This window comes from Nocardioides cavernae (assembly GCF_013410035.1).
Classification (GTDB): domain Bacteria; phylum Actinomycetota; class Actinomycetes; order Propionibacteriales; family Nocardioidaceae; genus Nocardioides; species Nocardioides cavernae_A.
The window spans coordinates 893694-914765 of sequence record NZ_JACCBW010000001.1 but is presented as its reverse complement, the minus strand read 5'-3'; the positions used below and the strand labels follow the sequence as shown (position 1 = coordinate 914765).

19 protein-coding genes are annotated in these 21072 nt (G+C 71.9%); 10 read left to right on the top strand and 9 right to left on the bottom strand.

All coding sequences use genetic code 11. From position 1 onward, the window contains the following. Positions 1-43: 43 nt before the first annotated feature. Genes F4692_RS04465 through F4692_RS04455 form a run of 3 tightly spaced genes read left to right on the top strand, consistent with a single transcriptional unit; the run spans position 44 to position 2969 of the window. Positions 44-1129 (top strand): glycosyltransferase, encoded by a 1086-nt coding sequence (locus tag F4692_RS04465; protein WP_179618395.1) that lies wholly within the window; start codon positions 44-46, stop codon positions 1127-1129. Further along, positions 1126-2037: an alpha-1,2-fucosyltransferase gene (locus F4692_RS04460; protein WP_179618394.1), complete on the top strand. Its 912-nt coding sequence runs from the start codon at positions 1126-1128 to the stop codon at positions 2035-2037. Before F4692_RS04465 ends, F4692_RS04460 begins: the two co-directional genes overlap by 4 nt. Beyond that, positions 2037-2969: a glycosyltransferase family 2 protein gene (locus F4692_RS04455; RefSeq protein ID WP_179618393.1), complete on the top strand. Its 933-nt coding sequence runs from the start codon at positions 2037-2039 to the stop codon at positions 2967-2969. The genes F4692_RS04460 and F4692_RS04455 overlap by 1 nt, the downstream gene beginning before the upstream one ends. 4 nt (positions 2970-2973) lie before the next feature. Here F4692_RS04455 and F4692_RS04450 read toward each other — a convergent pair whose 3' ends face one another. From F4692_RS04450 to F4692_RS04440, 3 genes are read right to left on the bottom strand one after another with little or no spacing between them, the layout of a single operon-like run. Then, the gene (locus F4692_RS04450; protein WP_179618392.1) at positions 2974-3882 is read right to left on the bottom strand and encodes a rhamnan synthesis F family protein; all 909 of its coding nucleotides are present in this window, start codon (positions 3880-3882) and stop codon (positions 2974-2976) included. Beyond that, a complete protein-coding gene (locus F4692_RS04445) occupies positions 3879-4529 on the bottom strand; it encodes a WbqC family protein (protein WP_179618391.1) in 651 nt (216 codons plus the stop codon). Before F4692_RS04445 ends, F4692_RS04450 begins: the two co-directional genes overlap by 4 nt. Next, on the bottom strand, positions 4526-5146 hold the full coding sequence (locus tag F4692_RS04440) for a PIG-L deacetylase family protein (RefSeq protein WP_179618390.1): 621 nt from the start codon (positions 5144-5146) through the stop codon (positions 4526-4528). The genes F4692_RS04445 and F4692_RS04440 overlap by 4 nt, the downstream gene beginning before the upstream one ends. A gap of 63 nt (positions 5147-5209) precedes the next feature. On the opposite strand from F4692_RS04440, the gene F4692_RS21530 reads away from it, so the two are divergent. Both F4692_RS21530 and F4692_RS04430 read left to right on the top strand, forming a co-directional pair. Next, positions 5210-6418: a glycosyltransferase gene (locus F4692_RS21530; protein ID WP_179618389.1), complete on the top strand. Its 1209-nt coding sequence runs from the start codon at positions 5210-5212 to the stop codon at positions 6416-6418. Between the two features lie 75 nt (positions 6419-6493). Then, a complete protein-coding gene (locus tag F4692_RS04430) occupies positions 6494-8413 on the top strand; it encodes a DUF6541 family protein (RefSeq protein ID WP_179618388.1) in 1920 nt (639 codons plus the stop codon). A gap of 14 nt (positions 8414-8427) precedes the next feature. On the opposite strand, the gene F4692_RS04425 is transcribed toward F4692_RS04430, so the two are convergent. The 3 genes from F4692_RS04425 to F4692_RS04415 are packed head-to-tail and all read right to left on the bottom strand — an operon-like array spanning position 8428 to position 12357. Beyond that, on the bottom strand, positions 8428-9495 hold the full coding sequence (locus tag F4692_RS04425) for a glycosyltransferase (protein WP_179618387.1): 1068 nt from the start codon (positions 9493-9495) through the stop codon (positions 8428-8430). Next, positions 9492-11336: a glycosyltransferase family 2 protein gene (locus F4692_RS21720; protein WP_218858147.1), complete on the bottom strand. Its 1845-nt coding sequence runs from the start codon at positions 11334-11336 to the stop codon at positions 9492-9494. Before F4692_RS21720 ends, F4692_RS04425 begins: the two co-directional genes overlap by 4 nt. 37 nt (positions 11337-11373) lie before the next feature. Beyond that, entirely contained in the window at positions 11374-12357 is a 984-nt protein-coding gene (locus tag F4692_RS04415; RefSeq protein ID WP_179618386.1) for a TlpA family protein disulfide reductase, read from the bottom strand. Between the two features lie 40 nt (positions 12358-12397). On the opposite strand from F4692_RS04415, the gene F4692_RS04410 reads away from it, so the two are divergent. The 4 genes from F4692_RS04410 to F4692_RS04395 all read left to right on the top strand — a co-directional run bounded on the left by F4692_RS04410 (position 12398) and on the right by F4692_RS04395 (position 16722). Beyond that, positions 12398-13444, top strand: coding sequence for an acyltransferase family protein (locus F4692_RS04410; RefSeq protein ID WP_179618385.1), 1047 nt, complete (start codon positions 12398-12400; stop codon positions 13442-13444). A 150-nt stretch (positions 13445-13594) separates the two neighbouring features. Continuing rightward, positions 13595-14350 carry a hypothetical protein gene (locus F4692_RS04405; RefSeq protein ID WP_179618384.1) on the top strand — a complete coding sequence of 252 codons (756 nt, stop codon included), beginning with the start codon at positions 13595-13597 and terminating at the stop codon, positions 14348-14350. Positions 14351-14517: 167 nt separating this feature from the next. Next, positions 14518-15309 carry a hypothetical protein gene (locus F4692_RS04400; protein WP_179617620.1) on the top strand — a complete coding sequence of 264 codons (792 nt, stop codon included), beginning with the start codon at positions 14518-14520 and terminating at the stop codon, positions 15307-15309. 45 nt (positions 15310-15354) lie between these two features. Further along, positions 15355-16722 carry an MFS transporter gene (locus F4692_RS04395; RefSeq protein WP_179618383.1) on the top strand — a complete coding sequence of 456 codons (1368 nt, stop codon included), beginning with the start codon at positions 15355-15357 and terminating at the stop codon, positions 16720-16722. On the opposite strand, the gene F4692_RS04390 is transcribed toward F4692_RS04395, so the two are convergent. The 3 genes from F4692_RS04390 to typA form a co-directional block, all read right to left on the bottom strand. Next, the gene (locus F4692_RS04390) at positions 16703-17194 is read right to left on the bottom strand and encodes a hypothetical protein (RefSeq protein ID WP_179618382.1); all 492 of its coding nucleotides are present in this window, start codon (positions 17192-17194) and stop codon (positions 16703-16705) included. The genes F4692_RS04395 and F4692_RS04390 overlap by 20 nt on opposite strands. 252 nt (positions 17195-17446) lie before the next feature. Next, positions 17447-18091 carry a hypothetical protein gene (locus F4692_RS04385; protein ID WP_179618381.1) on the bottom strand — a complete coding sequence of 215 codons (645 nt, stop codon included), beginning with the start codon at positions 18089-18091 and terminating at the stop codon, positions 17447-17449. A gap of 5 nt (positions 18092-18096) precedes the next feature. After that, positions 18097-19986 carry a translational GTPase TypA gene (gene typA / locus F4692_RS04380; RefSeq protein WP_179618380.1) on the bottom strand — a complete coding sequence of 630 codons (1890 nt, stop codon included), beginning with the start codon at positions 19984-19986 and terminating at the stop codon, positions 18097-18099. A gap of 239 nt (positions 19987-20225) precedes the next feature. On the opposite strand from typA, the gene F4692_RS04375 reads away from it, so the two are divergent. Continuing rightward, positions 20226-21041 carry a hypothetical protein gene (locus tag F4692_RS04375; protein WP_179618379.1) on the top strand — a complete coding sequence of 272 codons (816 nt, stop codon included), beginning with the start codon at positions 20226-20228 and terminating at the stop codon, positions 21039-21041. Positions 21042-21072: the final 31 nt, after the last annotated feature.

Genomic DNA, 21072 nt, shown 5'->3' with positions numbered 1-21072 from the left:
CTCATCGTCCGCGGGGGCGGAGGCGCGATGCGAGGATGGACGAGTGATCCGCTTCATGGCGCCCGACCTGCCGACGCCGAGTGGTGGCATCAAGGTGATCTACCGCTACGTGGAGCACCTGTGCGCCCTCGGACACGACGCTCGTGTGTGGCACGGGACCCCGGGTTTCGCCTACGACTCCTGGGGCTCCACCGCGCCCGTGGACACAGGCGTGGAGCTGCCCTTCGACGCCGGTGACGTCCTGGTGATGCCCGAGACGGGTGGCTCCAGGTGGAGCTTCCTGTCGCAGGGTCGGCCGGTCGTGATGCTGTGCCAGGGCATGGACTTCGTCTTCTCGAGCTCCGACTTCTTCACCGACGAGCCGGGCGCCTACCCGGGCTGGCCGCAGGCCACCGCGGCCATCGCCGTGTCCGACGCGATCCACACCTTCCTCGACCGTGCCTGCCACGACGGCTTCCCGCTGCACGACGTGCCCGTGCAGATCGAGGACTGGTTCCAGCCCGCGGCGAAGGAGAGGCGTATCGCGCTGATGCCGCGGCGTCGACGCGAGGACCTGCTCGGCGCTGTTCAGCTCGTACGCCGCTCGGGACGGCTCGACGGCTGGGAGATCGTGCTCATCGACGGCATGACGCAGCAGCAGGTGGCCGAGGAGCTGGGCCGGGCGGCGATCTTCCTCTTCGGCGCCGAGCGCGAAGGGGTGGGCCTCCCGGGGGCGGAGGCGATGGCGTCGGGCTGCTACGTCGTCGGCTTCACCGGCGACGGCGCCAAGGAGTACATGCTCCCCGAGCACGCCTCGGTCATCGCCGACTCCGACGTGGTGGACATGTGCGACCGGACGCTCGAGGCGATGCACTGGTTCGACCACGACCGCGACCGCTTCGACGCGCGCGCCTCGCGCGGACGCGACTGGGTCCGCTCGCGGCACAGCGCGGACCTGGTGCGCGAGCGCCTCGACGCAGCCTTCGCGGCGATCACGGCTCCCGGCTCGCCCTCCCTGCTCCCCGAGGCCGTGACACTGGCCCACTACCAGGCCCATGCGCCGGCGACGGACGCCTACAACCGTGCCCGGGTGGCCGTGCGCAGCGCGGGTCGGCGTGTGCTCGACCGCATCGAGGAGCGACGCGGATGAGCGCCGTCGACGGCGTCAAGGACGCGGCCCGCAGGGCCCTCACGCCCGGGCTCACCGCCGTACGCCGCGGACTGGGGCGTCGGGTGGTCAACTGGACCCCGGAGTTCATGGGGTTCGGCAACCAGCTCTACCTCTGGGCCTGGGCCCACGCGCACCGGGAGGACAAGCCGGAGCCGCGCGTGCTCGTCATCGACAAGATGCGCTACTGGATCCCGTACTTCCCTGCGGTGCAGCCGTGGCTCGTCGAGGTGGCCGACGTCGGCGTGCTCTACCAGCGCGCGCACTTCTGGGCCGACCCCGAGGCCCACTCCGGCGACCCCCGCGGCTACACCGACGAGTCCCGGGCCGCGTTCGTGCGGGACTGGCTGCTGACCTCACCTGCGCTGGCCGGGCTCGACGCCTCCGACCTCGCGGCGGACGACGTGCTCACCCTCAACGTCCGGCGCGGCGACTACTACAGCAACCCGGTCCACCGCCCGGAGTTCGCGATCGACCTCGCGACCTACCTGAGGACCGCTGTCGAGTCGGCCGTGTCGGCCGACGGTGCCGTGCGGCGGGTCCACGTCGTGTCCGACGACACCGACTGGTGCCGGCGCGAGCTGCCGTGGCTCCACGACGTGGCGCCGGAGGTGACCTACCCAGGCCCGGACGACGGGCCGATCGACAACTTCCGCGACATCTGCTCAGCACGCCGACTGGTCATCTCGAACTCGACGTTCTCGATCTGGGGCGCCGCCGTGGCTCGCGTCGCGCTCGGCGACACCCGGGTCTGGGCGCCGGCGTTCTTCCAGCGCCGCTACGGCCCGGGCCGGTGCTACGAGTACGACCAGCACTGGAGCTTCGTGGACGAGCTGCCCGGCGGCTGGCAACCGGAATGGGTGCTGGCTGGCGCGGAGAGGGACGCCTGATGGTGGACCTCGTCGGCGCGCTGCGCGCCCGCGTGCAGCTCGCCCGTGCCCTCAGGTCCAGGGAGGTCAGCCTCGCCCGCCGGGGGTTCGGCGACCTCGACCTGCCCCGCTCCGCGACGGTCCCCGGGTCGGTGTGGGCGGTGATGCTCGTGCGGGACGAGGAGGACATCGTCGGCTCCACGCTCGACCACCTGCTGGCCCAGGGCGTGGCCGGGATCATCGTCGCCGACCACGGCTCCACCGACGACACGTGGCGGGTCCTGCGTCAGGCCGCGACGCGGGACGGTCGGGTCCACGTCCTGAGGGACGCGGAGCCCGGCTTCTACCAGGGTGCCAAGACGTCCTACCTCGCGAGGAGGGCCTTCCTGGCAGGGGCTGACTGGGTGGTTCCCGTCGACGCCGACGAGCACTGGTACGCGGTGGACGACGACCTGGCGACGTACTTCGGTGCCCAGACCGCTGACGTGGTGTGGGCCGACATGCACGAGGTGTTCCCCGCGACCGCGGACGGGACCGCCCGCCCGGACGCCGCGGTCCAGGTCGAGACCGAACACGGCGCGGTCGCGAAGGTGGCGTTCCGGGCACGGCCGTGGGTCTGGGTCGGGGAGGGCAACCACACGATCAGGGGCTGGAGCGGTGACCGGGTGGCCGACCTGCGGATCCTGCACTACCAGTATCGGTCGATCGCCCAGTTCCGCGCGAAGAACCGCCGCGGCGTGGAGGGCCTGAGCCGCACCACCGGGCTGTCGGCCGACGTGGGGAGCCACTGGGTGGAGCAGGCGGCGATGGACGAGGACCAGCAGCAGCAGCGCTGGTCCGAGCTGGTGTCGGGAAGTCGAGAGGACTTCGGTGAGCGCGAGCGCCGCGCGCGCGTACGGGTCGACGCGCCGGGCCGGTGGCCCACGTGGGACCCCTCGGGCGAGCTCCGCTGACCCCTCACTCCCACTCGGGCTTGCGCAGCGCCCACTCCGGCCACTGGAACTCGTCGTGGGCCACACGGCGCTGGCCGACCGGTCCGGAGACGCCGATGGCCTCGCCGTCGACCTCGGGAACGATCCCGAAGAGCCGCTCCAGGGCATGGGCCATGGTGCCGTCGATCTGTGCGTTCTCGACAGCGAAGCGGTGGGTGGGGACGTCCAGGCAGTCCGCGATCGCGTCGAGCCGCGCCCAGAACATGGTTCCGGCGAAGAAGCTCAGCTCCGTGGGCTTGTCCAGCCTGCCGACGTGGTCCGGGCGCCACCTCCGGAAGAACCACCGCAGGTCGTCGATGTTCCACCACACGTGGATCGCGAGCGGGTAGAGCCGCGACTCGGGTCCGACCAGCGCCAGCTCGCCCGAGGTGACCAGCCGGCGGCACTCGGCCGCACCGTCGCGCGACGGCAGCAGCTCGGTCAGGCAGGCGTCCAGGAACTCGGCGCCGTCATCGGCGTGCACGCTCCGCTTGCCGTGCAGCTTGAGCACCGCCGAGTAGCCCGCTCGACGGAGGCCGGCGGCCACGCGGATGAAGGGCAGCACGTCACGACCGACGTTGGGCGTACGGATCACGCGGGCGCGCGGGCACCGTGCGAGGACGGCTCCACGCTCCGACCAGGCCGCGTCGGTCATCGTGACGTAGACATCGACGTCGTCGGGGAGCAGGTCCAGGCGGTCCGCGACGGCCGCCCACACCTCGGGGTAGTGCAGGTGCACGACCGCAGCGGTGTCGGACGATCGGGTGGCGCCGGCCACTGCCCTCACGACGCCGCGCAGGCGCACGTCCGCCCGCGTGAGCCGTACGCCGTCGCGGATCCGGCCTGCTGCAGAGCGTGCGAGCGAGAGCGGCGTGAGCCGCCGGGGCCTGGTCATGCGTGGCCCACAGCAGCCTTCGCCACGATCTCCATCGGGTCGTCGTGGTCCATGAGCACCGTGACGATCGAGTCGCCGGTCGTCTTCTGGTGGTCGGAGAACTCGAGGCCGATGCCCAGCGCGGCGAACTTCGCCTGCTCCTCCTCACCGAGGTAGTCCTTCGCGCCGGTGCCGGAGAGGTAGGACGTCGCGCCGACCATCTGCAGCTGCTCGAGCACCCGGTCGGCTGCCTTCTCCTGCGGCGGGTCAGTCACGACGACCTCGGTGGTGATCCCGAGGTAGTCGCGCATCGCCAGGATCAGCTGGTGGTTGATGTCCGCGAGGTTGTGGGAGTCGACCGCGTGGATCATCGAGAGGACGTCACCGCTCCGCTCCCTCCAGTGCCGCGCGCCGCGGTAGCGACCCGTGATGGAGCTCTCGAGGTGGTCCTGCCACCCGGGCTTGACGATGGTCTCGTTGATGGGGATCAGGTGCGGCTTGGTCTCCAGCGGGAGGGTCACCCACGTCTCGCGCATCATCACCCGGCGCTGGACCCAGTGCTTCTGCAGCTGGTCGTGCACCGCCAGCACGAAGCGGTCGCAGTTGAGCATCTTGAACCAGAACCCCGGCCAGGGCAGGAGGTCCGGCTGGTGGATGGCGACCTTCACCGGCGGACCGTCCGCACCAGGGCGTACTGCTCGGCGTACGGCACGAGCCGTACCTGTCCGAGGGCGCCCGCGATCTGGCGCACGCTGTTGATCGGGTGGACGTCGGTGGGGATCTCCGACTGGTAGGCCTGGCAGGCCGCCTCCTTGGCGGTGATCTGCTCCTCGGTCAGCGCCTCGAAGACGTTCCAGCGGAGGTCGGTCGGATAGAGGTTCACGTCGTAGACGGCGATGTCGTAGACGTAGACGCTCGGGGGGTACCAGTGGTCGAGCGACATCGACACGCGGCACGAGCGCATGCCCGCCTCGTAGACCGCGATGTGGTCCTGGTGCAGCGACGGGTAGGGGAGGTAGAGCTCCTCGGGCCTGAGCTCGGCCATGATCGCGTCGATCGCGCCGACCATCTCGGTCATGTGCTGTGGCGTCTGGCCGTCGGGGAAGCCGAGGACCCGTGACTCGGTGACCCCGAGGATCCTCATCGCCTCGGCGTGCTCCTGCGCGCGGACCTCGCCGCTGTCGGTCATCACGACGACCGTGCACTCGTCGGGGTGCTTCGCCATGAGGCCGCCGCATCCCATGGCCTCGTCGTCCATGTGGGGGGCCAGGATCAGCCGCTTCATCGCACTCCTAGGTCGGGACGAATCGAGAGTCTAGGTGCCGCGAGGTCTGGGAGGATGCCGAACGTGACCCGACCGCGCGTGGTGCTGATCAGCATGTACGTCGGCCACGAGGGCGTGCCCCACGCGGGTGGCCGCTACCTGCTGGAGCTCCAACGCCTCCTCGAGCGCGAGACCGAGCTGACCATGCTCACCGTGGGGAACCGCCTCAATCACGAGTCGGCCAACAAGCCGGGTGTGCCGGGACGCCTCCTGCTGCTGGGCCACGAGCAGGGTCTCGGCCTGGCGGGCAAGGTGCAGAACCGGTTGGCGATGACGGTCGAGGGAGCCTGGCGGCACCGCAGGGATCCCGGCATGCCGTTCGTCCCGTTCATCGTGGGCCTGCTCAGGTCGCGCGAGGCCCGCGCCGCCGTCCGTGAGGCCGACGTGATCGACCTGCAGTACTCCGAGTCGATCCGCCTCGTCCGGCTCCTGCGGCGGCTCAACCCCACCGCGCGGATCACCGGCACCTTCCACGACGTGATGAGCCAGTCCTTCTCCCGCGAGCCGCAGGACTCCCCGGAGGAGGAGCGCTACTGGCAGGGCGTCGCGAGGCGCTCGCGAGGGCACGAGAAGGCGATGGTCGCCAGGCTCGACGAGGTGCTGGTCTTCAGCGACAAGGACGCCGAGCTGCTCGGGAACCCGCCCCACACCGTCGTACACCCTCCGCTCTCGGACGGGACGGAGCCACGGCACCCTCCGGCCACGGAACCGGTCGTCGTGGTGGTCTCCTACCTGGCTCGCGACGAGAACAACAAGGCCGCCCTCTGGGCGATCGAGCACGTCTGGCCCGCCGTGGTCGCGCAGCACCCGGGCGCGCGCCTGCGGTTCGTCGGCGGCGGTGCGAGCGAGGAGCTGCGGGACCGAGTTGGATGCCTGCCGGCCAGCAGCGGCGTGGAGCTGGCCGGCTTCGTCGACGACCTCGGGGCGGAGTACGAGGCGGCGGCGGTCGCGCTGGTGCCGGTGCTCCAGGGCGCGGGCGTGAAGTTCAAGACCGTCGAGGCGCTCTGCCACGGTGTGCCCGTCGTGACCACGACCGTCGGTGCCGAGGGCATCGACGGCGACGACCTCTACGCCGGTCTGGCCGACGACCCGACCGGCGTGGCGGACGCGCTGGTGGCGGTCCTGACCGACACGCAGGCCGCCCAGGAGCGGTCGGACCGGGTGCAGGGCTGGGCGCAGGAGACCTACGGTCGGGCGCGCTTCGAGGAGACGATCCGGTCGACCTGGGCCTGAAGGCACCATGTCGCAGTGGTCGCTCCGTGACCGTTCGTGCGGCAAGCGATGCTTTGACCTGACACCCTGTGGCGCATGGATCCCTCGACCACCGTGGACTGGTCCGGGGCGCTCGTTCCGGTGCTCGTCGCCGCTGTCGTGCTGCTCGCCCCTGGACTGGTCGTCGCCAAGGCACTCGGACTCGACCTGTTCGACGCCCTGGGCGTGGCCGCACCGCTGGGCCTCGCCGTCCTGCTCGTCGGCGGTACCGCTGCCGACCTCGTGGGCCTGGGCTGGTCCATGGTCGGCGGGGTGCTCGTCCTTCTCGTCGTCACCGCCGTGGGAGCCGTCCTCGCGCGCCTGCTGACGCGCCGCGATCCCGAGCCCGCTCCCGCGGGAAGCAGTCACTGGACGGCCTGGGGCTTCGCCGGCGGCGTCGCGGCGGCGACCGTCGCCACCGGATGGAAGGTGGTGCACGGCACCACGCGCGCCGACGCGGTCTCCCAGATGCCGGACATCCAGTTCCACCTCCAAGCAGTCGACCAGCTCGTGCAGCAGGACTCCGCCAGCCCGCTGAAGTCCGGCGACGTGTGGTTCTACGACCCGATCAGCTATCCCGGGGGACTCCACAGCCTGGCTGCCACGGTCGCGTCGTGGACCGGGGCCGAGGTCGTCGTCGCGTCGCAGACGGTGCTCCTGGTCTGCGCCGCGTTGGTGTGGCCGCTCGGCATGGTGGCGCTCGTCCGCCGCGTCGTCTCGCCGAACGGCTGGGTGCTCGCCGCGGCTGGCCTGATCTCGCTGTCGCTGTTCTACGCGCCGGTCGCCCTGCTCTCCCTCGGCGGGGCGTGGGCCAACCTCGTGGCGGCCTCGCTCGTCCCGGGTGCCCTGATCCCCCTCGCGCTCGCGACGATGCGTCCGACACGGCCACCGGCTCGCGTCGTCGTGGCCGCTGCGCTGGCCTTCGGTGCCGCGGCGCTCGCAGCCGCGCTGGCACAGCCGAACGCGGCGTACACGATCGCAGTGCTCGCGCTCGGGCTGACCGCGCCCACCGTGCTGACGTGGGGTCGGTGGTGGGTGCTCGGCTTCGTCGGCGTCCTGGTGGTCGTCGTCGCCGCCTGGATCGTGCCGCGCCAGCCTGCGATGTTCGACGTCCCCGTGGTGCCCGACCTGTCCACGCGCCGTGCGGTGCTCCTGCTGCTCAAGAACGGGGACGTCCCGCTCTGGGCGGGCGGGGTCCTCGCTCTCCTCACGCTCGCGGGCGTCGGCATCGCACTCGTCTCCCGGGCGTGGCGGGGGGTCGCCGTGGCCTGGGCCGTCACCTTCGCCTTCGCCCTGCTCCTTCAGTTCGGGGACCGGCTGCCGGTCACGTACCTGACGTGGCCCTGGTGGTCGGGCTACGCCCGGATCGCCAACATGCTTGGGGTCGCCGTCGTGCTCGCGGGGTGCGTCACGGTGGCCACGATCGTCCGCCAGCTCGAGCGCGTCCCTCGGTGGGCGAGCGTCGGGGGCGGCGTCCTGGGCCTCGCGATCGTGGCCGTCGTCGCGGTCCCGGCCACCACCTCGGTGCAGGACAGCATCCGCGACAGCTACTTCCCGCGCGACACGCGTTTCTACTACGCGACCGCGGACGAGCTGGTCGACCTGCGCACGCTCGCCGACGAGCTCGAGCCGGGCAGCATCGTCGCCATGGACCCGTTCGGTGGTGGTGGCTTCCTCAACCTCATGGGACCCCGGACCGTCCCCATCGGTCCGTTCTACGAGGGCACCCCGGAGACGGACCTGGTGGATGCACGGCTCGACGAGGCGGCGTCGGACGACGACGTCTGCGCCGCCGTCGCGGACCTCGGCATCACGCACGTGCTGACCGGCGGCGACGAGGTCATGTACTACTCCTGGCTCGAGCCGACCTACGAGGGGATCGAGGCGGTGCCGGGCAGCGCCGGCTTCAGCATGGTCGCCGAGGCGGGTGACTACGAGCTCTGGGCGGTGCCGCCCGCCTGCGCGCCGACGTCCTGACGGTCGGGCTGCTCTCAGACCAGCCCGCGCTCCCGCATCACGCCGGCGAGCTCGGTCCACATGTGGCGCGCGTTGAAGCGCGCCTCCACGCTCGCCCGCGCGGCCGCGCCGAGCCGTACGCGCTGGGCGGCGTCGTCGCGCAGCTCGGCGAGCACCGCGCGCCAGCCCTCGGCATCACCCTCGTCGACGAGCCGCGAGTCCACGCCGTCGGTGAAGTAGTCGCGCATCGCGCGCGTGCCGGTGACCGCGACGCAGGCGCCGGACGACGCCGACTCCAGCGCGACGCTCGAGCCGGTGGGGTAGGCGAGGTCACGGGTCGGCACGACGACCACCTGGGCGCGCTGGAGCATCCGGCGGTACTCCGTGAGGGGGACGACGCCGTGGAGCCGCACGTTGTCGGGCACGTCGAGGTCGGCGAGGTTCTCCGGCTTGCAGACGACGTCGAGCACGAGGTCGGTGCCCCGCACGGCGTCGAACAGCGTCCGGTAGTCACGTCCGCGGTCCTGGCCGACCGCGAGCAGCTCGATGTCGCGTGGTCCGTCACCCGGGACGTAGTAGTCGTGGCTCACCCCGTAGGTCACCGGGAAGAGCCGGTCCTCGCTGATGCCGAGGTCGGTGAAGATCTCGGTCTCGTGCCGCGACAGGTGCGTGATCAGGTCGGCCCCGTCGAAGCGGTGCTTGAGCCGCGCCCGCTCCGCCGGGGCCGCCGAGCGGAGGTCGTCGGCGAGCCAGCACGACCAGACGACGAGTGGTGTCGAGCCGTACGGCGGCACCCGGCGCCGCCGCAGCGTCGCGGCCGCCGCCCCCTGCCGCTCGAGCAGGGCGAGGACGACATCGCTGCGCCGGACCTCACCGGCCCCGCGGATCGTCTGCTCGACCGGGAAGCCCGCGCGGTGCTCGACGACGTCGCGCAGCCGGCTCCACCGCGGGTCGACCGCACGACGCGAACCGGAGAGGGCCCAGCCGAGGTCGTCGGCCAGCGCGTCGACGCCGTAGGGCAGCGGAGCCGGCACCTCCCCGCGGCGGTAGCGCTCGCCCCACCCGTCGAGGTCGTGCTCGGACAGGATCAGCGCGCGGGTCATCGGGGGCCTCGGATCATCGACAGCTCGGTGCGGGCGACCTCGAGCGGCCGGATGTCGCGACCGGCCGCGCGACGGGTCGCGTTCACGAAGAGGTTCACGCCGGTCGCCGTGGTCAGCGCGGCCTGCAGGCCCCGCTTCGACCCCCACTTGTCGGCGTACAGCAGCTGTCCCTCGACCAGCCAGCGACGCCGGGAGTCCGACGGCGAGGAGCCCCCGCCCTCGTGGACGACGGTCGGGGAGCGCAGCGAGACCACCGACAGCCCGCGCTCGCGGAGACGGCGCTGGAGGTCGACCTCCTCGGAGTTCATGAAGAACCGCTCGTCGAATCCGCCGACCGCGCGGAAGTCGGCGAGAGGGATCCACATCGCAGCCCCGACGACCCAGTCCACCTCGGCCTCGGCCCGGTGGGCGCGCACGTCGTGGCCGACCGCGCGGTGCCAGGCATCGGAGCCCCGGAAGCGCGCGAGCGGCGTCAGCCAGGCCGCCGCCGCGTGCCGCACGCGCGGGAAGTCACGCCCCACCCACGCCTCGGTGCCGTGCTCGTCGACCATCCGCGGGGCGAGCACCGCGCGGGGGTGCGCCCGGGCGGCCGCGACCATGTCGGCGACGAACGTCGGCTCGACGTCCAGGTCGCTGTTGAGGACGAGGAGTGCCTCGCCGGTCGCCGCCGCGGCGCCGGAGTTCACGTTGGCGCCGAAGCCGCCGTTGCGCGGGCGACGGACCACCGTCACGCCGTCGACGTCGGGGAACGGCGTGGGCGAGGCGTCGTCCGCGACGACCACCTCGACGCGGTGGGTCTGCGCGGCGAGCTGCTCGAGCAGGGCCAGCGTCGGGGCGGGATCGCCGTGGTGGGGGATGACGACGCTGACGGTGGTCACCTCTCCGTCCGGCACGTCGCGGACCCACGCGTCGTCCCCGGCACGTCGCCCGGCGACGGCTGCGGCCTCGACCGCCAGAGCGACCGCCTTGGCCCGGGCCCGCGCGGGCAGGTGTGGGAGGAGGGTGTCGATCCGACGACCGAGCGCGGCGGCGTCCGGGCGGGAACGGATCCGCCGGGCGGCTGACGCGACCGCGCGCCCCCACGGGTCCGTCGCCCGCGGCGCGTCACCGTGCCGGCCCGGGTGGCGCTCGTCGAACGCCACCGTGGAGGCCCCCGAGGTGAAGGCGCGTGCAGCACGGGTGGACGTGTCGGGTGCCGGCCCCCGGTGCTCGATCTCGAGGGCGGGGTCGATGACGATCTCGACCCCCGCCTGCGCGAGCCGCAGGCCGAGCTCGGAGTCCTCGCGGTAGCCCATCGTGGGGTCGAACCCGCCGACCGCCTCGTAGGCGGCGCGGGGCACGGAGTTGCACGCCGCCCAGTGCCGCCAGCGCTCGCCGGCGGGTCGGGCGTAGGCCTCGGCGAGCAGCCGCTCGTTGGCGGGCCGGCCGTACGCACTGGCGTACGGCGTGTCCGCGAAGACGTCGCGGGTCATCGAGACGACCCCCAGCGGCGGGGCGCCGACCGGCCGATCCCGGTGCCGGGCCAGGTGGCCGGCGAGGAAGCCGGGGGCCGGCGTCAGGTCGTCGTCACACCGGAGCACGATGTCGCCGGTGGCCGCGGCGTACCCTTCCGCGAGCGCCGCACCCACGCCGTCGCCACCGCGGCGCTCGACGATGCGCAGTGGGACCCGGTCGGCGTACGCCTCGGCGACGGCCCGGCTCCCGTCGACGTCGCCGTCGAGCACCAGCACGACCTCCCACGGCTCGGCGAGGGTCTGCGCCGCCAGTGCGCCGAGCAGCACGGGCAGCCGGCCGGCACCGCCGCGCGTGGGCACGACGACCGAGACGAGGGGAGCGGGCACGCGACGATCCTAGGAGCCGGCCCCGGTCACGCGGACGTCAATCGGACGGACTCGGCTGCTCCGACACGGCCTCGAGCACGTCGTCGACGAAGCGGGCGACCGAGCCCTCGCCTGCGACCGGCCCGCCGGCGAGGTATCCGTCCGCCCCGAGCAGCACCGCCGCCGGCTGTCCGACCGAGAAGACCCGCCGGATGTTGAGCTCCGGCTCGACGACGGCCAGGTCGGCGTCGTGCTGGGTCTGTCCCACGGCCGACGGCTGGTCGGGGTAGACCGCGACGACCCCGACGGCCGGCCCCAGCCGGGCGGCCCAGCCGTCGAGCTTCTCGGCGGTACGGACGCACGGGCCGCAGCCGGGCTTGAGGACGACCAGCAGGCGGGCCTGGGTGGCGGTCAGCTCGGCGAGCGTCACGGTGCGGCCGTCCGCCCGCTCCACGACGCCGTACGGCGTGGGCTGGCGTTCGTAGTCGAGCGGCTCGGCGTCGTCCGCGCTGTCCGCCCCGCGGCCGGCGACCAGCACCGCCACCGTCACCGCGGCGGCGCAGGCGAGCAGGGTCGCCCAGCCCCGGACGTCGAGTCCGCCCGCCGCGCCGGGCGCGGAGCCCCCGGTGGCGGCCCACCACAGCGTCACGGCCGACAGGAGCGACAGCAGCACGTTGCGGGCGACGGTGGTGCGGCCCACCTCGTGGCGGCCGAGGCTGCCGAAGCACGCGCAGGCGACCGGCTCGTCGAACCCGAGGGCACGGACCACGAGGGCGGCGTACGCCAGCATGAGCAGCAGGACCACGACCGCGACCGGCACCAGCCACGGTGCCGGAGCCACCAGGAGGAGGGCGGCGAGCGCGACCTCGACCCACGGCAGGGCCGTGGCGGCCGGGCCGGCCGGCACGACGTCCGGCACGCGCAGGGCGTCGAAGGCGTCCCGGGTCGCCTGCCGGTCACGCAGCTTGGCGAGGCCGCTGGTCAGCAGCACCACGGCGAGGGTCAGCACGACGACGAGCAGTGCGACCGGTGCCGACGACATGGCCCGCATCGTAGGCGTCCGTGCCGCATAGTGGTGCCCCGTGGAGGCCAGTCCCGGGACGAGCGCGCGCGACCGGTCGGTCGACGTCGCCCGCGGGATCGCGATCGTCGCGATCGTGCTCGGTCATGTCGAGCGTGGCCTGGCGTCTTCCTCCTTGCTGCCCTACGACACCGCGCTGACGCTCGACCGGCTGCTCTACCTGTTCCACCTCGCGACCTTCGCCTACCTGTCCGGCCTGTTCGTGCGACGAGCCGTCGAGCGTGACGGTCCTCGCGCGATGCTGTCGCGGCGCATCACCCTGTTCGTCTGGCTCTACCTGCTCTGGACCGTCGTCCAGGGCACCGTTCGGGTCGCGGCCTCGTCCGTCGCGAACACCCCGGTGACCGTGGCCGACGTCGCGAGGATCTGGGTCCCGGAGGGCCAGCTGTGGTTCCTGCCCTGGCTGATCGGCGTCTCGGTCGTCGCGGCCCTGACGCAGCCGTGGCGCAGCCGCGCCCGCGGAGCGGTCCTCCTCGCCCTGGCGGCGGTGCTCGCACTCGCCGTCTGGGGCTACGACCCGCTGTACGCCTTCACCCGGGGCTGGGCCCTGCTCCTGCCGTTCCTCATCGGCTGCGTCGTCACGCAATCCGGGCACGCGGTAGCGGCGCGCAGGACCACGGTCGTCGCCGTGGCGGCCGTCGTGGGAACTGCGGTGTGGCTGTGGGTCGGCCTGGGCACGACCGCCACGACGCCGACCACCGGAGGCGACGAGCGGACCGTCCCGACGGTGGCGCTGGGGGTGCTGGGATGCCTCGCCGGGACCGTCGCCGCGCTCGCGGTTGCCGCGCTGGTCGCCCGTACGCCCGTGGCGGGCGTCGTCGCCCTGCTGGGCCGCCGGTCGCTCGAGATCTTCCTCGCGCACATCGTGGTGGCCTCGGGCACCCGGATCCTGCTCGACCGGGCGGGCGTGGGTGACCCGTGGATGCACCTCGTGGCCGGCACCACGCTGGGCGTCGCGGTGCCACTGCTGGTCGCGGTGGTCGCCGACAGGCTGCGCTGGACGTGGGTCTTCGGGCTCCCGCGGGCGCTCGATCCGTCCCGGCGCTGACCCCCGGATCAGGTGCGGCCGCCGCCGCGGAGCCGTCGATTCGAGTGTTCGGCAGTGCGCGGGCGTGCATTTCGTTACCGTGGTGTGGATCGGCAACAGATGGCTGCGAAGGAGGCACGCCACGGGCCGGTCGGACGCGGAGGATCGTTCGTGACGGAGACCAGCTCGGGGGTGCCCCTGGGGACCACGCGGCGCACGCTGGTGCGCGGTGCGGCCTGGAGCGTCCCCGTCGTCGCCGCCGCCACGACCGCGCCCGCCTTCGCGGCCTCGCCCTGCGGGTCGACGTACAGCTGGAAGCTCGACTGGGGCACCACGAGCTACACGAAGAACACGGCGAACCTCGGCACGGCCACGGTCAACAACGTCGCAGGGACCTACCCAATCACCGTCACCTTCAACAGCTCGGTGACGAACACGTTGTTCAGCAGCATCACGCGTCACCAGACCAACCTCGACATCGAGGCCGGGATGGGCAACATCGGTGCGCTCGGCGCCGGTGAGCAGGGCCTCGAGCTGTGGCACTCTTCCAGCGCCAACTCCGACAACGTCTACCAGACCGTCGTCGTCCGCTTCGACCGGTCAGTGTCCGACCTCGCCTTCACCATCACCGACATCGACTTCCAGTCCGGCAACTTCTCCGACCGCGTGGCCGTCTCGGGGAACCGCACCGGCATCCCCGCCAGCTCGTACGTGATCGGCACCGGCACCTACACCGACCCCTGGCGACCCCCCGCCAGCAATCCGACGCCGGCCAACATCCCGGACACGGCCGACAACCGCGGCAACGTCGCGGTCAAGTTCCTCTCGCCGGTGACCGACTTCGAGATCCGCTACTGGAACCGGGGCGGTTCGAGCCAGCAGGCCATCTGGATCGGCGACCTGACGTGGACCGCCGTCGGCTGCTGATCATCGGCTCTATGCTCCCGTGTGACGGGGGCCACAAGGTCCGTCGTTCTTCAACTATGTCCCTGCCGAGAGGCATTGTTACCGTCCCGTTCTCGCCCGCTCCCTAGCGTTGAGTCATCAACTGGGAGCCGTGGGGGTTCTCGCTCTTAGACGCAGGGACTCGCACCATGAAGCTGGACACCGACGTGCTCGACATGACGCGCACCTCTCGCCGCACGGTCGTGCGCGGCGCGGCGTGGTCCGTGCCGGTGATCGCGGCCGCCACGGCTGCCCCGGCCTTCGCTGCCTCCCCGTGCGACCCGCGCACCGGAGCCGTCATCGACTGGGACAACACCGCGACGACGACGCACCAGCGCACCAGCATCCTCGGTGCCACGACGAAGTACGACCCGGACGGGAACGGCCCGGTCCCGGTCCTCACCCTCACCACGACCGCGGTCTACTCGGGCAACATGAAGTCCGGCACCGAGTTCGGCAACGCGGTCAACGACAGCCTCCTGCTTCAGAGCAACGTCGGCAACCTGGGTGCGGGACTCGTCATGTACCAGTCGACGACCTCGACGGGGGCCGGAACGTTCAACGACCGCGGCACCTACACCTTCCAGTTCTCGAGGCCCGTCAAGAACCTGACGTTCACGGTCACCGACATCGACTCCAACGGCAGCCAGTACTACGACGCCGTCTCACTGACCCCGGGTTTCACCCAGCAGTTCCGGGCGACCGCACTGACCGGTGCCGGCACGGACACCGACCCCTACCGCGCCTCGTCCGCCACGGCGCCGGTGGACGACTTCACCAGCCAGAGCGGCAATGTCCGGGTCTCCTACGCGAACGAGATCTCTTCGTTCTCCATCACGTACTGGAACCGTTCCGCCAACCTGGGCAACACGTCCGGCGCGCTGAACAACCAGCAGGCGATCTTCCTCAGCAACCTCACGTTCGACTACGACCCCTGCTGAGTCTCGCGGGAATGACGTGCTGCCGTGCGTCGTTGTCGCCTCTCGATGACCTCCGCGCGCGAGACCACGACCCCGGCGACCGAGCCTGACGACTCGCGGCGCGTGCCGTACCTCCTCGGCCTCCTCTTCGGACTGGCCGGGATGGGGTCGTCGAGTGCAGCGGTCGCCCTCGCGCTGCTGGCCGACGACCTCGGCGTCAGCGCGGGCATCGCCGCGTGGGTGATCAGCCTCTACGTCCTGATGCTGGCCGTCACGACGGCCCTCTACGGCCGCATCTCCGACCTCGTGGGTGTGCGCGGGCCGTTGCTCGCCGGGCTCGTCCTCATGTCGGTCGGCGCGCTGGTGGCGGCCGTGGCGCCGACGTTCGAGGTGCTCCTCGGTGCGAGGCTCGTACAGGGGGCCGGCGCCGCGGCCGTGCCGACGCTCGGGGTCACGATCCTCTCCGCGAAGTACACCGGCGAGGTCCGCGGGCTCGCCTTCGGACGCCTCGCCGGCGTCGCCGCGGCGATCAGCTGCCTCGGCCCGCTGATCGGCGGGGTCGTCGAGGCGGCGTACGGCTGGCGCGCGGTCATGGCGCTGCCGATCCTGGGCGCGCTCGTCGTCCCGCTGCTCTGGCGGGCGCTCCCGACCGGCGGCAGCGGCGCCCGCCTCGACGTCATCGGCGCCGTGCTGGTCGCCGGCACCGCCGCGGGCATGGTCCTGCTCGTCCAGTCGCCGTCCGCGGGCCTGGTGGTGGCGGGCATCGGCGCCGCACTGCTCGTCGTCGGCGTCCCGGCCGTGCGGGCGACCGTACGCCGGCGCCCCGACGGCTTCCTGCCCGTCGAGGTGATCCGCAACGCGGCCGTCGTGCGGAGCGCCGTCGCGGCGTCAGCCGTGCCGGCGTCGTGGTTCGCCATGCTCATCGCGCTGCCCGCCGTGCTGCTCGCCGAGGGCTGGGAGGCGTGGCAGGTCGGGCTCGCGATGGTGCCGAGCGCCGTCGTCGCGCTGCTGGTCCCGCAGGTGACGGGTCCGACCCTCAACCGCATCGGTCCGAACCGTGCTCTCGCCATGGCCGGGCTCGTCGCCTCGGTCGCACTGGTGGTCGCGACGCTCGGCGCGTGGTGGGTCAACGCCCCCGTGCTCGTCGTGGCGATCATCCTGGTGACCTTCGCCTTCGGCCTCGGTCAGCCCGCGCTCAGCGCGGTCGTCGGCGACTCCGTCCGCGAGGACGTACGGGGCGTGGCGCTCGGCGTGTCCACGCTGCTGTTCCTCGTCGGCGGCAGCATCGGCTCCGCCGTGGTCGGCGGGATCGGCGGACCGCTCGGCATGCCGGTCGCACTGCTGGTCCTGGCCGTGCTCCCGCTGCTGGGCCTTGTCGTCCTCGCGCCGACCTTGCGGCACGCCGAGGAGTCGGTCAGCACCCCTCGCCGCTGATCGCGGGAGCGCTGACTGCGATGTCCGCCTGTCCTGGGAATGTCCCCCCGGTGTAGCCGCGGGCCGGGAGCGTGTACTGGTAGCGGAGGACCACGGCGCTCGTCCCGGCCGGGGGTGTGTACGTGAACGAGCGGGTCTCGACCTGGACGCCACCCGGAGGTGTCGTCAGCGGAAGCAGCCGAGACCATCCGTTCGCGGCCAGGTTGCCGAAGTGGGTGGTGTCCCGGCCGCCCTTGACCAGCTTGAGGCGGTCGGTTGCGCTTCCTCCCACGACGGTCTGGATCTGCAGGTGCTGGTTCTGCGAGTTCGTGGAGTTGTCGCCCGAGAATCGCGACGCGATCGTGAAGGAGAACGTGTACTCGCGCCCTGCTACCAGCGTCAGGTCGCGCTCGAGCGTGATCGTGGAGCTGTTTGTCGCCACGGTCTCCGACGTGGTGCGGCTGTTGTCGGCCTCGCTGAGGTAGCGCTCCACGCCATCGGGGTAGCCCGTGAGGAAGCCTCGTCGGTCTGCGTTGAACGTCCCCGTGCTCGTGACCCGCCAGTTGGCTTGGAAGGGGACGGGCGCGCACGGCGACGCGGCGAAGGCAGGTGCCTGAGCCGCCACTGCGATCGCGGGCACGGTCCAGGCGGCACCCCGCACCACGGTGCGGCGATCGAGCGTCATGTCATCTCCATGTTTCGACGTCGTCGACGGTTCGAGCGTACTGATCCAGTGGGCACGGCCTTATCCGCGCGAGGCCTGTGCCCGCTCCGCGAGCGCCATCGCGGCTCGCTGGACGACAGGCAGCTCGTCCGCGTCCCGGGCGGCCTCGTGCGGCACCTCCCCGCCCAGCAGGCCGGCCGGCGTGGTCAGCCAGATCCATGCGCGCCACGGGTCGACCGAGGCCAACAACGGCTCGAGCACCGTGAGCAGCTCGGCGCGCACCTCGCCGACCGCGTCGAGCTGGAAGGTGGGGACGAGGATCGTGCCCTCGTGCTGCACCAGCAGCATGGTCCGACGCTCAGCCGCCTTGTGCACCGCGAAGCGGGCGGCGTTGAGCGAGACACCGCGGAGGGCGGCGACGCCGGCGTAGTCCAGCCATCCTCCGTCGAGCAGCTCCGCGCGCACCCTCGCCTCCCGGCGCAGTCGCACGAGGGCGACCGGAACGGCGTGGGCAGGGTCGTCGCCCTGGGCCCGCAGCTGACGGTCGAGGTCCGCCAGCCGGTCCGCGTCCAGCGGCTCCGACGTCCCGGGCTCCCGCCAGCGCACGACGCCGTCCACGCGGTCGTACGTCGGCAGCCCGGCGGCGGCCAGCTGGTCGGAGAGCCCGAGGGCCTCCAGCCAGTCCGCCAACCGCTCGCCGGTGTCCTCGGATGAGCCGGGCGCCACCAGACCTACTTGTTCGCCTTGCGGGCCCGGCTCGCGGTCTTGGCGCGCGCGTTGGCGTCCAGGACGACCTTGCGGATGCGGACCATGTCCGGCGTGACCTCGACGCACTCGTCCTCGCGGCAGAACTCCAGGCACTGCTCGAGGGAGAGCCGCTTCGGCGGGATCAGCTTCTCGAAGTTGTCGGAGGTGGCGGACCGGATGTTGGTCTGCTGCTTCTCCTTGGTGATGTTGACGTCCATGTCGTCGGCACGGGAGTTCTCGCCGACGATCATGCCCTCGTAGACCTCCGTCGTCGGCTCGACGAAGAGCACGCCGCGCTCCTGCAGCGACGTCATGGCGTACGCCGTCGCCGCGCCGGAGCGGTCGGCGACCAGTGAGCCGTTGTTGCGCGAGCGGATCTCACCCGCCCACGGGAAGTACCCCTCGGAGATGTGGTGCGCGATGCCGGTGCCCCGGGTCTCGGTGAGGAAGTCGGTCCGGAAGCCGATGAGGCCGCGCGCCGGGACGACGAACTCCATCCGGACCCAGCCGGTGCCGTGGTTGGTCATGCCCTCCATGCGGCCCTTGCGGACGGCGAGCAGCTCGGTGATGGTGCCGAGGTACTCCTCGGGGGCGTCGATCGTCAGGCGCTCGAAGGGCTCGTGCACCTTGCCGTCGATCTCGCGCGTGACCACCTGCGGCTTGCCGACGGTGAGCTCGAAGCCCTCACGACGCATCTGCTCCACGAGGATCGCGAGGGCGAGCTCGCCGCGGCCCTGGACCTCCCACGCGTCGGGACGCTCGGTCGGCAGGATACGCAGCGACACGTTGCCGATGAGCTCGGAGTCGAGGCGGTCCTTGACGAGGCGGGCGGTCACCTTGGCGCCCTTGACCTTGCCGACCATCGGCGAGGTGTTGGTGCCGATGGTCATCGAGATGGCCGGCTCGTCGACGTGGATGAGGGGCAGGGCGATCGGGTTCTCGGCGTCGGCGAGGGTCTCGCCGATCGTGATCTCCGGGATGCCCGCGATGGCGACGATGTCGCCCGGGCCGGCGGACTCGCCGGGCTTGCGCTCGAGGCCCTCGGTGACGAGCAGCTCGGTGATGCGGACGTTCTTGACGTCGCCGTCGCGGCGCATCCACGCGACGGTCTGGCCCTTCTTCAGCGTCCCCTGGTGGATGCGCAGCAGCGCGAGGCGACCGAGGAAGGGCGACGAGTCGAGGTTGGTGACGTGGGCCTGCAGCGGGGCGCCCTCGTCGTACTGCGGAGCGGGGATGGTCTCGAGGATCGTCTTGAAGAGCGGCTCGAGGTCCGAGCCCTCGGGCATGGTGCCGTCCTCGGGCTTCTGCAGCGAGGCGATGCCGGCCTTGCCCGAGGCGTAGACGACGGGGAAGTCCAGCGCGTCTTGGCTGTGGCTGTCGTCGAGGAGGTCCATGAAGAGCTCGTAGGACTCGTCGACGACCTCGCTGATCCGGGCGTCGCCGCGGTCGGTCTTGTTGACGACCAGGATCACCGGCATGTCGGCGTTGAGCGCCTTGCGGAGCACGAAGCGGGTCTGGGGGAGCGGGCCCTCGGACGCGTCGACGAGGAGCACGATGCCGTCCACCATCGACAGGCCGCGCTCGACCTCGCCGCCGAAGTCGGCGTGGCCCGGGGTGTCGATGATGTTGATCGTCATGCCGTCGGGCGCGGACGGGCCGGTGTAGTGCACCGCGGTGTTCTTCGCGAGGATCGTGATGCCCTTCTCGCGCTCGAGGTCGCCGGAGTCCATGACCCGGTCGGCCACGCTCTCGGCCTGGTGCGCGGTGAAGGCGCCGGCCTGGCGGAGCATCGCGTCGACCAGCGTGGTCTTGCCGTGGTCGACGTGGGCGACGATCGCGACGTTGCGCAGGTCGGAGCGGGACTGGGTGGGCATGCGAAAGACTCTCTTCGAGGAGGCGAGGGGCGCGAGAGGCGCCGCTCAAGGTTACCGGGGGACCGGCGTACGGCCTCAATCAGCGGCGGGGCCGCATCGCGTACGGACCCGGCTGGCGCGGGCGTACCGCGGAAATCACTGAATCGGGCATCGGGCGTTACCGATTCGTTGCCTTGTCGGCCGTAGTTTCGGTGGAAAGCAGGGTCCGTGGGGGACCTTGCGGTGGGGGGTAGCACGTCATGAGCACCTTGATCGACCCGAGCAGCACCCAGCGTCCGTCACGCCGTTCCGTCACCCGGGCCGCGGCCTGGACGGTGCCGGTGGTGGCGGTGGCGGCGACCGCGCCGGCCTACGCCGCCTCGCCGTGCGACTCGCGAGCCGGCACCGTGGACTGGGCCAACGGCAGTCGGTTCAGCCGGGCGAGCGCGTCGAGCGCGACCTACACGATCCCGGACCCCGACGGGTCGGGTCCCGGCGAGGCGCTGACGCTCACCATCAGCACCACGTTCCTGGGGTCCAACACCCAGCTCGGCGACCAGGGCTACAACAGCGGGAACGGCGTCAGGATCAACGACAACCTCCGGACGACCACGGGCGTGGGTGGATCCGGAGCGGGTGCCACGAGCCTGCAGCTGCACCAGTCGCCGAGGCGCGACGGGGACAAGGTCGACACGTGGACCACCACGTCCAACAAGTCGATCACCACGTTCACCTTCAGCCGCGAGGTGACGGGGCTGACCTTCACCATCCGCGACATCGACTCGGCCTTCCGCGACTTCTGGGACGGCATCGCCCTCGCTGGCGCCGCGTTCACCAGCAGCAGGGCCAACGCCAGCTACGTGTCCGGCACAGGAGCGCTGACGGACCCCTTCCGGTCGAGCTCGAACAACCTGGGCGTGGGCGACGGCAGCACCGACGGCAACGTGGCGATCACCATGCCCACCGTGACGTCGTTCGAGTTCCACTACTGGAACCTGTCCAGCACCGGCTCGTCGGCCGACGGCGACCAGAAGGTCTTCCTGTCGGGCCTCTCGTTCGACTACAAGCCCTGCTGATCGTCCGGAGGAGCCCTTCCGGCTGTCGGTG